General features: G+C 69.9%; 12 protein-coding genes. 3 read left to right on the plus strand and 9 right to left on the minus strand.

Annotated features, from left to right (window positions below):
- Positions 1-2: 2 nt before the first annotated feature.
- The 5 genes from mraY to QSK35_RS09580 form a co-directional block, all read right to left on the minus strand.
- On the minus strand, positions 3-1,091 hold the full coding sequence (gene mraY / locus QSK35_RS09560; protein ID WP_285744331.1) for a phospho-N-acetylmuramoyl-pentapeptide-transferase: 1,089 nt from the start codon (positions 1,089-1,091) through the stop codon (positions 3-5).
- Entirely contained in the window at positions 1,088-2,548 is a 1,461-nt protein-coding gene (locus QSK35_RS09565) for a UDP-N-acetylmuramoyl-tripeptide--D-alanyl-D-alanine ligase (protein ID WP_285744333.1), read from the minus strand. Before QSK35_RS09565 ends, mraY begins: the two co-directional genes overlap by 4 nt.
- On the minus strand, positions 2,545-4,068 hold the full coding sequence (locus tag QSK35_RS09570) for a UDP-N-acetylmuramoyl-L-alanyl-D-glutamate--2,6-diaminopimelate ligase (protein WP_285744335.1): 1,524 nt from the start codon (positions 4,066-4,068) through the stop codon (positions 2,545-2,547). Before QSK35_RS09570 ends, QSK35_RS09565 begins: the two co-directional genes overlap by 4 nt.
- A 423-nt stretch (positions 4,069-4,491) precedes the next feature.
- Positions 4,492-5,604, minus strand: a complete 1,113-nt coding sequence (locus QSK35_RS09575; protein WP_285744337.1) for a 3-oxoacyl-[acyl-carrier-protein] synthase III C-terminal domain-containing protein — start codon at positions 5,602-5,604, stop codon at positions 4,492-4,494.
- A complete protein-coding gene (locus QSK35_RS09580; RefSeq protein ID WP_285744339.1) occupies positions 5,601-6,857 on the minus strand; it encodes an FAD-binding protein in 1,257 nt (418 codons plus the stop codon). Before QSK35_RS09580 ends, QSK35_RS09575 begins: the two co-directional genes overlap by 4 nt.
- 167 nt (positions 6,858-7,024) lie before the next feature.
- Between QSK35_RS09580 and QSK35_RS09585 the strand changes: the two genes are divergently transcribed.
- A complete protein-coding gene (locus QSK35_RS09585) occupies positions 7,025-7,840 on the plus strand; it encodes a universal stress protein (RefSeq protein ID WP_285744341.1) in 816 nt (271 codons plus the stop codon).
- A 71-nt stretch (positions 7,841-7,911) separates the two neighbouring features.
- Here QSK35_RS09585 and QSK35_RS09590 read toward each other — a convergent pair whose 3' ends face one another.
- The 4 genes from QSK35_RS09590 to mraZ form a co-directional block, all read right to left on the minus strand.
- Entirely contained in the window at positions 7,912-9,798 is a 1,887-nt protein-coding gene (locus QSK35_RS09590) for a peptidoglycan D,D-transpeptidase FtsI family protein (protein WP_285744343.1), read from the minus strand.
- Positions 9,798-10,559, minus strand: coding sequence for a cell division protein FtsL (gene ftsL / locus QSK35_RS09595; protein ID WP_285744345.1), 762 nt, complete (start codon positions 10,557-10,559; stop codon positions 9,798-9,800). Before ftsL ends, QSK35_RS09590 begins: the two co-directional genes overlap by 1 nt.
- Positions 10,556-11,509 carry a 16S rRNA (cytosine(1402)-N(4))-methyltransferase RsmH gene (rsmH, locus tag QSK35_RS09600; protein ID WP_285744346.1) on the minus strand — a complete coding sequence of 318 codons (954 nt, stop codon included), beginning with the start codon at positions 11,507-11,509 and terminating at the stop codon, positions 10,556-10,558. The genes ftsL and rsmH overlap by 4 nt, the downstream gene beginning before the upstream one ends.
- Positions 11,510-11,661: 152 nt before the next feature.
- Positions 11,662-12,093 (minus strand): division/cell wall cluster transcriptional repressor MraZ, encoded by a 432-nt coding sequence (gene mraZ / locus QSK35_RS09605; RefSeq protein WP_285744348.1) that lies wholly within the window; start codon positions 12,091-12,093, stop codon positions 11,662-11,664.
- Between the two features lie 402 nt (positions 12,094-12,495).
- Between mraZ and QSK35_RS09610 the strand changes: the two genes are divergently transcribed.
- Entirely contained in the window at positions 12,496-13,539 is a 1,044-nt protein-coding gene (locus tag QSK35_RS09610) for an AAA family ATPase (RefSeq protein ID WP_502881631.1), read from the plus strand.
- Positions 13,540-14,805 (plus strand): DUF58 domain-containing protein, encoded by a 1,266-nt coding sequence (locus QSK35_RS09615; protein WP_285744350.1) that lies wholly within the window; start codon positions 13,540-13,542, stop codon positions 14,803-14,805.
- Positions 14,806-14,875: the final 70 nt, after the last annotated feature.

Consider the following 14,875-nt stretch of genomic DNA (forward strand, 5'->3'; position numbering starts at 1 on the left):
ACTCAGCTCCCGACCGCGGTGAGCCACTCGCTGTAGAACAGGCCCAGGCCCAACATGCAGCAGATCCCGGCGAGCAGCCAGAACCGGATGATGACCGTGGTCTCCGCCCAGCCCGCGAGCTCGAAGTGGTGGTGGAACGGCGCCATGCGGAACAGGCGGCGCCGCGACGTGCGGAACACCGCGACCTGCATGACGACCGACAGGGCCTCGACGACGAACAGACCGCCGATGACGACCATCAGCAGCTCGGTGCGCGTCGCGATGGCGAGACCCGCGACGAGACCGCCGAGGGCCAGCGAGCCGGTGTCGCCCATGAAGATCTTGGCGGGCGCGGCGTTCCACCACAGGAAGCCGATGCACCCGGCCATCGCGGCGGCGGCGACCAGCGCCAGGTCCAGCGGGTCGCGCACCTCGTAGCAACCGGCCAGCGCGGAGGTCGAGCAGTTGTAGCGGAACTGCCAGAACGAGATCACCACGTAGGTGCCGAGCACCATCGCGGATGAACCGCCGGCGAGACCGTCGAGGCCGTCGGTCAGGTTCACGGCGTTCGACCACGCGCTGACGGCGGCGTAGCAGAACACGACGAAGCCGACGGTGCCGAACGACACGACGGCGATGTCCCGCACGAACGACAGGTTCACCGAGGCCGGCAGGACCTGGTCCTTGTTCGGGAACTGCAGCACCAGGATCGCGAAGACGATCGTGGCGACGAACTGGCCGACGAGCTTCGCGGTCTTGTTCAGGCCCAGGTTGCGCTGCTTGCGGATCTTGATGAAGTCGTCGAGGAAGCCCACGATGCCCAGCGACGTGGTCAGCATCAGCACCAGCAGGCCGGAGGCGCTGGGCGTCTGGCCCTGGGCGGACGCCGAGAACGAGTTCACCAGGTGTGCGCCGAGGTAACCGGCCCACATCGCGACGAGGATGGCGACGCCACCCATGGTCGGCGTGCCGCGCTTGGTCTTGTGGTGCTGGGGGCCCTCTTCGCGGATCTCCTGCCCGAAGCCCTGCCGGGAGAAGGTCCTGATCAGGTACGGGGTCAGCAGGATCGACACGATCAGCGAGATCGCTGCCGCGATCAGAATGCTCTTCACTGGTTTCCTGCCTCCAGCAGGGCCTCGGCGACGCGCCACAGGCGGTAGGCGTTGGATGCCTTCACTAGCACGACGTCACCGGGCCGGACCTCCGCGCGCAGCAACGTGATCGCCGCGTCCGCGTCCGGCACCAGGACGGATTCCTCGCCCCATGATCCTTCCAGGTGGGCGCCCTGGTGCATCGGCCGGGCGGCGTCTCCGACGACGACCAGCTTGTTGATGTCCAGCCGGACCGCGAGCCGGCCGATCTCGTCGTGCGCGCGAACGTGGTCGTCCCCCAGCTCGGCCATCGGCCCGAGCACGGCCCAGCTGCGGCGCGCGGGCTGCGTGGCACGCGAGATCGTCGCGAGCGACTTGAGCGCGGCGCGCACCGACTCGGGGTTCGCGTTGTACGCGTCGTTCACCACGGTCACGCCGTCCGCGCGCTCGGTGACCTGCATCCGATGCGCGGAAACCCGTTGTGCCGCACCGAGTCGCTCGGCGACCTGCTGCGGCGTCGCACCCAACTCCAGCGCGATCGCGGCGGCCGTCAGCGCGTTGCCGACCTGGTGCGGGCCGTGCACGCCGAGCTTGACGTGCGCCTCGCCCTGTGCGGACACGAGCGTGAAGCTCGCGCGGGCCTGCTCGTCCAGCTCGACGTTCGTCGCGCGGACGTCGGCCTTCGAGTCCTCGCCGACGAGCACGACCTTCGCCTTGGTGCGGCTCGCCATCGCGGCCACCAGCGGGTCGTCGGCGTTGAGGATGGCGATCCCGTCTTCGGGCAACGCCTCCACGAGCTCGCCCTTGGCCTGGGCGATGCCCTCGCGGGAGCCGAACTCGCCGAGGTGCGCGGTGCCGACGTTGATCACCGCGCCGATCTTCGGCGGGGCGACCTCGCACAGGTGCGCGATGTGGCCCGGTCCGCGCGCGGACAACTCCAGCACGAGGAAGCGCGTGTCCTCGGTGGCGCGCAACGCCGTCCAGGGGTGGCCCAGCTCGTTGTTGAAGCTCCCAGGCGGCGCGATCGTCTCGCCCGCGGGCGTCAGGACCTGCGCGATGAGGTCCTTGGTCGACGTCTTGCCCGCCGACCCGGTGACCCCGACGATCGTGAGGTCCTTCAAGCGATCCGTCACGTGCCGGGCGAGCTTCGCCAGTGCCGCGAGGACCGCGGCACCCGTGCCGTCCGTGTCACCCGCGAGGACGTAAGCGTTCCCGTGCTGGGTCTCGACCGGCGGCGCGATGACCGCGGGTGCGTCCACCTCACGTCCGGCCAGCACGCCCGCGGCTCCGGCTGCGACCGCCCGCGCCGCGAAGTCGTGCCCGTCGACGCGCTCACCGGGCAGGGCCAGGAAAAGCCCGCCCTCGGTGATCTTGCGCGTGTCGAACTCGATCGAGCCCGTGATCGTCGGTGTGCCGTCGGTTCCGTGCAACCGGCCGCCGACGATCTCCGCGATCTCGGCGAGGGTCAGAGCGATCACGAATGAGCCTTTCTGATCGCGGCGGCGAGCGTCTCCACATCGGAGAACGGGTGCACCACTCCGGCGATCTCCTGTCCGGTCTCATGTCCCTTGCCCGCGACGACGACGACGTCGCCCGTGCGGGCCAGCGAGACCGCGTGCTCGATGGCCTTCCCGCGGTCCCCGATCTCCACGACCTCGCCGCGAGGCTCGGCCTTGAGCGCCCCTTCGAGCATGGCGGCCCTAATAGAGGACGGTTCTTCGCTGCGCGGGTTGTCATCGGTGATGATCAACACGTCACTTCGCTGTGCGGCGGCCTCCCCCATCAACGGCCGCTTGCCCTTGTCGCGGTCGCCGCCGCAGCCCAGCACGGTGATGATCCGGCCGGCCGTCTTGGAGCGCACGGCGTCCAGCGCCAGCGCCACCGCGACGGGCTTGTGCGAGTAGTCGACGACCGCGGTGAAGTCCTGGCCCTCGTCGACGCGCTGCATGCGGCCGGGCACCTGGACCTGCTTGAGCCCCTCGGCGATCGCCGCTTTGTCGACGCCCTCGAGGTGCAGGCAGCCGATCGCCAGCAGTGCGTTGGCCACGTTGAACGAACCGGGCAGGCGCAGCTCGATCGCGATGTCGCCGTCCGGGCCGTGCGCGGTGAACGTCTGCTCGCCGGTCGGCGACACCTCGACGTCGCTGGCGGTCCAGGTGGCGTTCTTCGTGGTGGCGACGGTGATCGTCTTGTCGTTGACCAGCCGCTCGCCCCACTCGCTGTCGACGCAGACGACCTCCTTGCGGGCGCGGCCGTCGAACAGCTTGGCCTTGGCCCGGAAGTAGTCCTCCATGTCCGGGTGGAAGTCGAGGTGGTCCTGGCTGAGGTTGGTGAACGCGCCGATCTCGAACTCGGTGGCGGCCACGCGCCCGAGTTCGAGCGCGTGGCTGGAGACCTCCATGACCACGTCGGTGATGCCGCGCTCGGCCATCACCGCGAAGAGGGCCTGCAGGTCCGGCGACTCGGGCGTGGTCAGCGCGCTGTCGATCCGCTCCGTGCCGATACGCATCTCGACCGTGCCGATCAGACCGGTGCTCCGGCCCGCCGCCCGCAGCGCGGACTCGATCAGGTAGCTCGTCGTCGTCTTGCCCGACGTGCCCGTCACACCCCAGACCCTCGTCTTGGTGGACGGGTTGCCGTAGACGTGCGCGGCGAGCAGCCCGACGACGCTGCGCGGGTTGTCGTGCACCAGGACCGGCACATCGGCCTTGATCTTGGCGGCACCGACCTCGTCGGTGAGCACGGCGACGGCACCGTGCTCGATCGCGGTCCCGGCGAAGTCCGCGCCGTGCGCCCGGCTTCCGGGCAGCGCGGCGTAGAGGTCGCCGGGCACCACGTGCTGGGCACGGAGCGTCACGCCTGTCACCTGGACGTCGGCATGCGCTGGCCCGGTCAGGTGGGCGTCGCCGATCGTCGCGAGAGCGGCGACGGACACGGGTTTGATGCTGGTGGGGCGGGGCGGGGCGGTCGCGACCTTGCCCTCTAGCTTGGCAGGCACGGGCAAGAGGCTACCGGCGTACGGAGAGTGGCCGATCGCCGCGTGCGCGTTCGGGTGATGATCAGCAAGGATCGCCGTCACCGGCCCCGGCGCCGGGGCCGTGAACGGCACCGAGGCGCCAGATTTGTCGGTGCCCGTCGCTAGGCTGGAATCGGGGGTGCCCCGCACGGCTGAGCAGACGACGGGCCCCCGAATCCGAGCCTAGCCGCGAGGTCTGACAGTTCCGGTCAGCACAGAGTCCATCCGCCGGCGGGCACCCGCAGCGTGAACGCCCCGCAGCTGAAGCTCAACCCGAACGCCACGAGCAGCGCCCCACCCGCCGTCCGCCCCTGACGCGGAGCGAACGTGACGTTCAGGGACAACTATGTCCCCAAGCGTCACGTTCACCGCGCACCACCACGGCTGTTGAGCGGCCTGGGACGGTCAACTCGGATCCCATCCGCCGGCGGGCACTCGCAGCGTGAACGCACCGCAGCTGAAGCTCAACCCGAACGCCACGAGCAGCGCCTCACCCGCCGACCGGTGCACCGGTTCCGCCAGCATCAACGGCACGGAACACCCGATCGTGTTCCCGTAGTCGCGCAACACCCGGTACGACGAAGCGACCTGCTCCCCGTTGTTCGGCACCCCGAACTCGGCGCACAGCCCGTCCAGGATCCGCGTGCTACCGGTGTGCAGCAACAACATCGACGCCTCACCGGGCGAGGAGAGACCGGTCCGCCCGGACGCGATCAGCGACTTGACCGTGGTGCTGGCGTAGTAGGTGCCGCGCGCGGTGACGTCCGGGCCGAGCGTGTAGAGCCGGCGGCCGTGCACGACCGGGATGTCGGAGCCGCCGTCGGGCACGGTGCCCAGCTCGGCGTCACTGGGCAGCGCGTTGGTCAGGTTCTCGACCTCACCGAACTCGGGCCCGTCGCCGTCGGCACCGAGCAGCATCGCCACGGACGCGTCACCGAAGAGGAACCCGTGCATGGCGTCGACGGTCCGCTGGCGGTCACTCTCCTCGGTGAAATGCCCGTACCGGCCGGGCAGCACCGGCGAGAGCGGCGTGATCGCCTCCATGAAGCACGCGAGCACGCGCTTGCCGGGGTTGGCGTTGAGGTACCAGCGCGCGGTCTCGACGACCTTCGCCAGCGCCGAGCACCCCATGTACGAGATGCTCAGGTTGGCCGCGTCACGCGGCAGCTCCGGCATCATCGCGAACACGTCGCACACCAGGCTCGGCAGCAACCGGCCCGGACTGCTCGTCACCCCGAGCACCAGGCCGATCTCGTCCGGATCGATGGAAGCGATCACACGCCGGGCGGCGGTCACAGCCATCTGGGTCGACGGGGCGTCCAGCACGGGGTCCGCGCCGTCGAAGAGGACCTGCGGGTAGTTGGCCAGCACCGAGTGGCGCTTCTCGACGCCGAGCTTGCCGAACATGTCCGTCAGCTGGTCGGTGAGGTGCCCGTCGGCGGCGGCGAGCAGCTCGTCGGTGGTGAAGTGCGGCCGCGGCAGCTCTGCGGAGATGGCCTGCAGACGTGGGTTGATCAAAGCTGGACCTCGATGTCGCCGTCTCGGTACTGGACTCGGGTGGTGCGGCCGGCCAGACCAGGATCCTCTGCCGGGTGATCCGCACGGAAGAAGAATCCGCGGCTCTCGGTCCGCGCCAACGCCGACGCGACGCACGCCTCGGCGAGAAGCAGCACGTCAGAGCCACGATTTTCCCGCGCCCAACGGAGAAAAGCGGTCATCGTCTCACTTGTCGAATTGTGGTCGAAACACGCTGCGAGACGTGCCCGCAGGTCCGGGAAATCGACGAAAGCAACGGGCTCCTCCGGTATCGGCGAGGGCTTTCCAAGAGGCTCCAACCGTTCCGCGAGCATTCCGCCGGTGGCCAGGAAGACGAGCCACGGCAGTCCGGCGAGCGCGTCCGCGGCGATGTCGTAGCGCGCCTCACCCGTCGCGTGCAGGTTCTCGATCCCGCCGGCCAGACCGCCGTACGAGAACCCGCGCACGGGGCCCAGTTCGACGGTGACGTCCTTCAGCTGCGCCGTGTGGGGGACGCCCAGGTTCGACGTCCAGTACTCCCGGAAGAGGGCGAGATCCGTGCCCCGCAGCTCGATCGGCGAGCCGTCGCGCAACAGCCGGGCGCCGTCGAGGTCGAACGGGTAGAGCGGCCGCCGGCGCGTCCGGTCGCCGAGCGCGAAGCGCTGGAACAGCTCCAGGTTGGCCAGCGTCGCGCCGTGCCGCAGGCACGTGCCGAGCAGCGCGCCCGAACTGTTGGCGACGCCGTCGGCGAAGAGCCCGGAGAAACCGCCGGACGCCAGCACGACGTGGTTCGCGGCGATCGACCCGCGGTCGGTTCGCACGCCGTGGCAGACGCCGTCGCGGACGACCAGATCGGTGACGCGTGCCTCGACCATCCGTCCGGCGTAGTGCCGCAGCACGGTTGTGACGACCTCGTCGCCCGCGCCCAATCGGGGCATGGGCACCTGATGTCTGGGAATCAGCACACCTTCGAACGGCATGAGCTCGACGAGCGACCGTAGTTCGGCCAGCTCCCTCGGCAGGTGTCGTTCGATCAACGGGCGCAGCGCCGGATCCTGCGTCCCGGACGAGTCCTCCAGCGCCCGCACTGGATCTTCGACCAGCTGCCGGTTGAGCACGCACGCCGCCCACTCGCGCGAGACGGGTGGTTCGGGTCCGACGACGAGAACCGTGTCGACGCCGCGCTGGGCGAGCCGGTACGAGAGCCAGGCGCCCGCGATTCCCCCGCCGACGACGGCGACCTGTGAGGTGATCACGGCTCCGGATGCTATTGGTGACAACCGCTACTAAAGTCGCTACGCGGTCCCTGACTTGGGTTCGAGCCATACCGGTGATGCCGGTGATTGGGACTTTGGGCCCTTCTGTCGATCACCTAAGACGGGTGAGGTCAATACGGCAGGGGGTCGACGAGTTGAGGGCGGCGATGACGAAGACGATCGACAGTGACGTTGCGGTTGAAGCCCGGCGGTTCTCCTTCTGGGCACCTGATTTCAGCCGCTCGGTCACGGTCGGCGTGGACACCTCCCAGGCGGCTTACCACGCGTTCGAATGGGCGGCACGGCACGCGTGGTCGTTGCGGACCGACCTTCAGGTGTTCCTCGCGGACCCGGCGGACGCGACCGTGCAGCGCGTGCTCGAGCGGCTGCCGATGCTGACCGCCCACTTCCGCCCCAGCGGCGACGACCCGGTCGCCGCGCTCGAGAAAGCCAGTGCGGACAGCGCCATGCTCGTGCTCGGCTGCCGGGGCGAACGGCACCGCAGCCTCGGCCTCGGCTCCCTGGTGCTCCCGGTCCTGCGGCGCGCGCGGTGCAGCGTCGTGGTCGTGCGCGGACGACCCCCGGCGATCCGCGGCGAATACGGTTGGATCACCGCCGCAGTCGGCGGGTGCGAGGACCCGGTCGTGCTGCGGCGCGCGGTCGAGCTCTGCCGCACCCGCCGGGCGCGTTTGCGCCTGCTGCACGTGCACCCGCCGCAGCCGCACGTCAGCGCCGTGCCGCGCGACGAGGTCGCGGTCCGGCGAGCGGTGCTGTTCCTGCGCACCACGGCGCCCGAGCTGACCCCCGAGGTGAAGATCGACTCGCGTCACCCGCACGAGGCGGTCGCGTCGCTCGACAGCGACCTGCTGGTGGTCGGCCGGGGCGGCCAGCAGAACGGGGTCGGCCTGATCACCCGCGCCGCGCTCTACCACTCCTCGTGCCCGGTCCTGATCGCCCGCCCGGAACCCCAGGCCACCCTCTGACTGACCGGGGTTAGTGCCGTTATGGCCACCATGACGGACTTGAAGTCCGTCATGGTGGCCATAACGGTTGTTCAGAGCTGGAGGATCGGCGTCTGCTCCGCGGACAGCGGCACCTGGTAGCGCTGCGCCAGGAAGGACGCGATGTCGTGGAACAGCGGTGACGCGTTCTGCGACTTGGTCGGCGCGTCCAGCATGATCCCGACGACGTAGCGCGGGTTGTCCGCGGGCAGGATGCCGGCGAACGTGATCCAGTAGACCGAGCTGGAGTAGCAGGAGCAGTTCGGGTCGATCTGCTGCGCGGTGCCCGTCTTGCCGGCGATCTGGTAGCCCGGCAGCGCCGCCGCGGGCCCGGTGCCCGCCTGGCTCGGGTCTCGCGAGGTCTGGGTGACCCCGCGGAACATGTCGCGCACCGTGCGAGCCGTCTCGGGTGAGACGACGCGAACGCCGTCGGGCCGCTTCATCTCCGTGCGCGAGCCGTCCGTGCCGATCTCGGCGCGGATGATGCGCGGCGGGATGCGCAGGCCGTCGTTGGCGATGGCCTGGTACATGCCGGTCATCTGCAGCAACGTCATCGACAGACCCTGGCCGATCGGCAGGTTGCCGAACGTCGAGCCGGACCACTGGTTCAGCGGCGGCACGAGCCCGGCCTCCTCGCCGGGCAGGCCGGACTGCGTGCGCCGGCCGAGGCCGAACTTCTGCAGCATCTCGGCGTAGCGCTCCTTACCGATCGCCTGCGCCGTCTTCAGCGTGCCGACGTTGGACGACCGGGCGAAGATCCCGGTGAACGTCATCGGCACGGTGCCGTGGTTCCACGCGTCCTTGATCGTGCGGTCGGCGACCTTGATGCTGCCCTCGACGTCCAGCACGGTGTCCGGCTTGAACAGCCCGTCCTCGATCCCGGCCGACGCGGCGACGATCTTGTTCACCGAGCCCGGCTCGAACACGGCGGCGACCGAGCGGTTGCGGGTCTGGTCCACCGTCACGTTCTCGTAGTTCGACGGGTCGAACGTGTTGTCGTCCGCCATGGCGATGATCTCGCCGGTGCGCGAGTCGAGCACGACGGCCGAACCGTGCTTCGCGCCGCTTTTCGCGGTGTACTGGGCGACCATGTTCTGCACGGCGTGCTGGGTGTCGATGTCCAGCGTCAGCTCGAGGCTCTTGCCCGGTGTCGCGGCGATGACCTCGCGCTCGGTGTTCGGGATGACGAGCGTGTCGTCACCCTGCATCGTGTCGACGACGCGCTGGCCCATCCGGCCGGCGAGCACGGTGTCCTGCGAGTTCTCGATTCCCAGCAGACCCTGCGTGATCGGCGGCTTCTCCTCGAGGCGCCAGTTGGCGTAGCCGACGACGTTCGCCCCGATGGTGTTGTCGGGGTAGATCCGCTTCGCCCGGTACTCCGAACCGATCTGCGCGTACTTCTTGACGATCGCCTGGGCCTTGCTGGGCTCGACCTCGCGGGCCAGCACGATGTAGCTCGTGTCCTTGGTGAGCTTGTCGTAGATCGTCTGCTCGTCGGTCTTGTCGCCGCTGACCTCGTTGCCCACCGTCAGGTTGATGAACTTCGCGATCTCGCGCGCACGGTCCTCGTAGCTCGGCAGGGTGTTCTTCTTGGCGCGCTCGGCGTCCCACGTCCTCCGCGCGGTCTGCGGCAGCGTGTAGAGCGCGCGCACCTCGATGCTGAACGCGAGCTGGTTGCCGTTGCGGTCGAGGATCGCGCCGCGCTCGGCGGGGATCTGTTGCTTGGTGGCGCGCTGCATCTTCGCCGCTTCGGACAGGGCCTCGGCCTGGAAACCCTGTACCTGCACCAGCTTGATGCCGGCGAGCAGCAGCGCGCCGACGAGCAGGATGCGCCCGATGGCGATGCGGACGCGGCTGTTGCCACCCGCCCGCTTCGCCGGCCGGGGGCCGCGCACGGAGAGCGGACGGCGCGGTGCCCGGCCGCCCGGTGGACCCGGCATCAGTAATCTCCCGCCGTGCCGAGGACCTGCACGAGCCGTTCCTGGCCGTCGTGCGGCTGCTGCTGCCCCTGAACAGGCGGCTGCTGGACCTGCTGCTGCACCGGTGCACCCTGCTGGGCCGGGGGCTGCTGCTGGCCCTCGGCGGGCGGCTGCACCGGTTGCTGCTGCTGTTGCTGGGCGGGTGGCTGCTGGGCCTGGTCCTGCGCGGGCGGCTGTGCCGGTGGCGTCGTTGTCGTCGGCGTCGTCGGAGAAGACGGCGGCGGCGGCGCCGGCTTCGGCGGCGCCGAGGGCTTGCCGAACACCTCGATCGAGCCGTCGGCGTTCTGCCGCAGGCGCGCGGGATCCGGCGGCAGCACGAGGCCCAGCTCGGCCGCGCGCTTCGCCAGCTCGGTCGGCGACTCGAGCAGCGCCACGTCCTGGCGCAGCTGCTCGACGCGCAACGTCAGCCGCTCCTGCTCCGCACGGGCCTCCTGCAGCCGGTACGAGTCGGCCGCGGCCTGCGTGGAGAGGTACATGATCCCGGCCAGCCCGACGGCGAGCACGACCATGACCATCACGACGAACGGCGCCTTGGGGGCGGGACCGGCCGGACGCTGCTGGGCGGGCGTGCCGCGCAGGTTCTGCGCGCGCTGCGCCCGCCGGGCGTAGGCGCGCTCGGCCGCGGCGGAGCGCCGCCGGGCCCGGTCGGCCTCGTTCTTGCGCTCGCCGGTGCGGGAGCCGTCGCGAGGGGACGGCTCACCCACGTGCGGGAGTGCCGTCATGTTCTTTCTCCAATCCGTTCCGCTGCCCTGAGCCGCACCGGGGCGGCCCGCGGGTTCTCCTCGATCTCCTGCTCGGTCGCGAGTTCCGCGCCCCTGGTGAGCAGCTTCAGTTCGGGTCCGTGGCCCGGCAGTTCGACCGGCAGACCGGCCGGCGTGCGCGACGTCGCGAGCTTCGCGATCGCCTGCTTCACCATCCGGTCCTCAAGGGACTGATAGGACTCGACGACGATCCGCCCGCCCATGCCCAGCACTCCGAGCGCGGCGGGCAGCGCCTGCCGCAGCGACTCCAGTTCGCCGTTGACCTCGATGCGCAGCGCCTGGAACGTCCGCTTGGCCGGGTGGCCACCGGTGCGCCGGGTCGCCGCGGGAACGTTGTCGTACAACAACTGCACGAGCCGGCCGCTGTTGGTGAACGGCTCGCGCGCGCGTTCGCGGACGATGGCGCCCACGATCTTCTTCGCGAACCGCTCCTCGCCATAGTCGCGCAGGATCCGGATCAGGTCGCCGGGTGCGTAGGTGTTGAGCACATCCGCGGCCGTCATGCCGGTGCCAGCGCTCATCCGCATGTCCAGCGGCGCGTCCTTTGAGTACGCGAAGCCGCGCTCCTCCGCGTCCAGCTGGAGCGAGGACACGCCGAGGTCCATCAGCACGCCGTCCACCTTGGACAATCCGAGATCGTTGACGGCGTCGGCGATCCGGTCGTAGGTGACGTTGACGAGGTGGACCCGTTCACCGTGGACACTCAGCCGCTCGCGGGCCAGCTCGATGGCCTGCGGGTCACGGTCGAGCCCGATGAGGGTGAGCTGGGGGTGCGCGCGCAGCAGGGCGTCGGAATGGCCACCGAGGCCGAGCGTGGCGTCGACGAGGACGGCGGGCTTGCCGGTCAGCGCCGGGGCGAACAACTCCAGGACGCGGTCCAGCAGCACGGGCACGTGCTGCGGTCGCTCCATTGCAGGTTCCTCTCCCCGAAACGCTCATCGGGTGGCGTCAGGTCCCCGCCCGCCCGTCGAACCTGGCGCCGGGGAAGGTGCGCCAGGGCCGATAGTCGAGCGGACCGAGGCCTCACGGCACCCGAATCGCGTTCTCCCACTCACCCCGTGTGTCAGAAGACGCCCGGTATGACCTCCTCCCGAGCCTCCGCGTAGGAGTCCTCGTGCTCGTCGAGGTAGGTCTGCCAGGCCTGCGCGTCCCAGATCTCCAGCCTGGTGAACGCACCGACGACCACGCACTCCTTGGTCAACCCGGCATACCGGCGCAACTCCGGTGCGATCAGGACGCGACCCTGACCGTCCGGACGCTGCTCGTCCGTGCCCGCGAACAGGTAGCGCTGGTAGGCGCGAACCGCGTCGTTCGTGAACGGCGCCTCCGCGACCTTCCTCGCCATCTGCTCGAACTCCGCTCGCGGGAACACGTACAGGCAGTGGTCCTGGCCCTTGGTGACCATCAGACCTCCCGCCAGTTCGTCCCGGAACTTCGCAGGCAGTGTCAGCCGGCCTTTGTCGTCCAAGCGTGGGTGATGAGTGCCGAGGAACATCGGCCTTCACCTCCCAGCCGGGCGACGGACCGGCAGTGGAACCCCCGTAGCCCCACCGGCCGCCACAGTACCCCACTTTTCACCACAGTCAACGCTGAAACGGGTGTACACGCAGGGAGTCGTGACCCGTTTGTGCTGGTAGCCGTGGTGGTGTGTCGTGGGGGGATGGTGGGGGAGCACGTGCGGCATCACCTTCGCAGGTGAGTCGCAGCACGGCGTTTGCCACTCGGATGGCCTAGCAAATCGCCCCAAAACCAGTCTTTGAGACGGAAAGGTGGGGGAACCTGGAGTGGAGGGTTTGAACCTCTGGTTGACCGGAGGTGTAGGGCTCTTAGCCTCGGTTTGACACACTGCGTGAAACGCTCACACGTCCGTGTTCCGGACGCGGCTGCTGGAGGTCGAGTGACAAGCGCGAACAGCCACGCGCCGGTCGATCAGGTGCTGGGTGAACTGCACGGCTGCGTACAGCGAATCGCGGCCAACGTCGAGCGCGTGCTCGTCGGCAAACCCGACGTGGTGCGCCTAGCGCTGGTCACCCTGCTCGCTGAAGGCCATCTGCTCGTCGAGGACGTGCCGGGTGTCGGCAAGACGTCCCTCGCGAAGGCGCTCGCGCGGTCGATCGACTGCACGGTGAGCCGGGTTCAGTTCACCCCGGACCTCTTGCCGAGCGACATCACGGGTTCTTCGATCTACAACCGGCAGGAGAACGACTTCGAGTTCCGGCCGGGCCCGGTGTTCGCGAACATCGTGGTCGGCGACGAGATCAACCGTGCCTCTCCGAAGACGCAGTCCGCGTTGCTGGAGTGCATGGAGGAGCACCAGGTCACGGTCGACGCCAACACCTACCCGCTGGGTTCGCCGTTCATGGTGATCGCGACGCAGAACCCGGTGGAGATGGAGGGCACCTACGCGCTGCCGGAGGCGCAGCGCGACCGCTTCACCGCGCGCGTGTCGATCGGTTACCCGGACCCGCAGGCCGAGCTGGCGATGGTCGACGAGCACGCGGGCCACAACCCGCTGGACGACCTGCGCCCGGTGTCCGACGCCGCGCAGGTGCTGAAGCTGATCGAGACCGTGCGCCGCGTGCACCTCTCCCCCGACGTGCGCCGCTACGCCGTGGAGCTGGTCTCCGCGACGCGCCGCCTGCCGGAGCTGCGCCTGGGCGCCTCGCCGCGCGCGACGCTGCACCTGGTGCGCGCCGCCCGTGCCCAGGCCGCGCTGGCGGGCCGCGACTTCGTGGTGCCGGACGACATCCACGCCGTCGCGATCCCGGTGCTGGCGCACCGCCTGGTGCTGACCGCGGAGGCGCAGGCCGCCCGCCGGTCCGCCGCCGAGCTCATCCGCGCGCTGCTGCAACGGGTCCCGGTGCCGCAGGCCGCGATGGACCCGAGCGCGCAGTTCGTCCGCAACCTGGGCATCAACAACAACGCAGGGACGCCTCGCTAAATGCGCACCGCACTGTCCGGCCTGACGACCCGCGGCCGCTGCCTGCTCGCCGCGGGGTTCGCCGCCGGTCTGTGCGCGGTGGCGTTGAACGAACGCGATCTCCTGCGCGTAGCCGCCTTTGTGATCGCCCTGCCGCTACTGGCGGCCTGGCTCGCGACGCGAGCGCGGGTCGGCCTGCACGCCGCGCGCTTCCTGTCGCCGTCCCGCGTCCCCGTAGGCGCGGCGACCGAGGTGCGCCTGGACCTGCGCTCGACGGGCCGCCTGCCGACCGGCGGCCTTCTGTTGGAGGACAACGTCCCCTACGCCCTGGGCTCGCGCCCGCGGTTCCTGGTGGAGCGCCTGCCGCGCTACCACCCGACGGCGCTGCGCTACCCGCTGAAGCCGGTGATGCGCGGCATCCAGCAGGTGGGTCCGCTGATGGCCCGGATCACCGACCCCTTCGGCCTGGCAGAGTTCGACCGCGAACTGGCCGGCCGTTCCAAGTTGGTCGTGGTGCCGCGGGTGGTTCCGTTGCTGGGCCTTCCAGGTGGTTCCGGCATGGGTGCCGGCGACGACGGCTCGGTGCGCCTGCGTTCGGGCCAGGGCGAGGACGACGCCGTCGTGCGGCAGTACCGCCAGGGCGACGACCTGCGCAAGGTCCACTGGCGCTCCACCGCGCGCCGCGACGAACTGATGGTCCGGGTCGAGGAACGCCCGTGGCGCGGCGGCACCACCGTCCTGCTGGACCACCGCCTGGTGGCGCACCGCGGCAACGGCCCTTCGGCGTCCCTGGAGTGGGCGATCTCGTTCGCCGCGTCGGTGTGTCTGCACCTGCACCGGTTCGGGCACCAGGTGCGTCTGGTGGCGGAGGACGGCCGGGTGCTGGCCGGTGGTCAGGCCGATGGCGGGCACTCCGACCACGTGGTGCTGGACTCCTTGGCGGCCCTGCAGCCTTCGCATCGCCGTGAGCTGGCCGGTGGCCTGGATCCCGGTGCCGGTCAGGAGGTCATCGCCGTACTCGGCGGCATCACTCCGGCCGCTGTCGAGGACCTCATCCGGTTCCGGCCGCGCGGTATGCGCAGCCTCGCCGTCTTGTTGGATGTCAACGCCTGGGCTTCCGCTTCGGAGGACAAGGCACCCGATCCCGCCGATGCGCACCGGCTGCTGTCTTCGGCCGGGTGGGGCGTTGCTTTGGCGCGGCCTCAGTCGCCGATGCCTCAGGTGTGGCGGGAGCTCTGTGCCTCTTCGGTCAACCGGGGGCCGGTCGTGCGGGCGGACGTGACCTGATCATGAGCGCGCCGGAATTGTCAGACCTCTCTGGGAGAATTGAATTCGGGGGTCCCCCGGCGCGGGGGAC

Origin of the sequence: Lentzea sp. NBRC 105346 (assembly GCF_030269605.1) — a bacterium.
Classification (GTDB): Bacteria; Actinomycetota; Actinomycetes; order Mycobacteriales; family Pseudonocardiaceae; genus Lentzea.

Coding starts and splice junctions, on each gene's coding strand:
- QSK35_RS09585 (WP_285744341.1), top strand. CDS start 7,025: ATGACGAAGACGATCGACAGTGACGTTGCGGTTGAAGCCCGGCGGTTC.
- QSK35_RS09590 (WP_285744343.1), bottom strand. CDS start 9,798: ATGCCGGGTCCACCGGGCGGCCGGGCACCGCGCCGTCCGCTCTCCGTG.
- ftsL (WP_285744345.1), bottom strand. CDS start 10,559: ATGACGGCACTCCCGCACGTGGGTGAGCCGTCCCCTCGCGACGGCTCC.
- rsmH (WP_285744346.1), bottom strand. CDS start 11,509: ATGGAGCGACCGCAGCACGTGCCCGTGCTGCTGGACCGCGTCCTGGAG.
- mraZ (WP_285744348.1), bottom strand. CDS start 12,093: ATGTTCCTCGGCACTCATCACCCACGCTTGGACGACAAAGGCCGGCTG.
- QSK35_RS09615 (WP_285744350.1), top strand. CDS start 13,540: ATGCGCACCGCACTGTCCGGCCTGACGACCCGCGGCCGCTGCCTGCTC.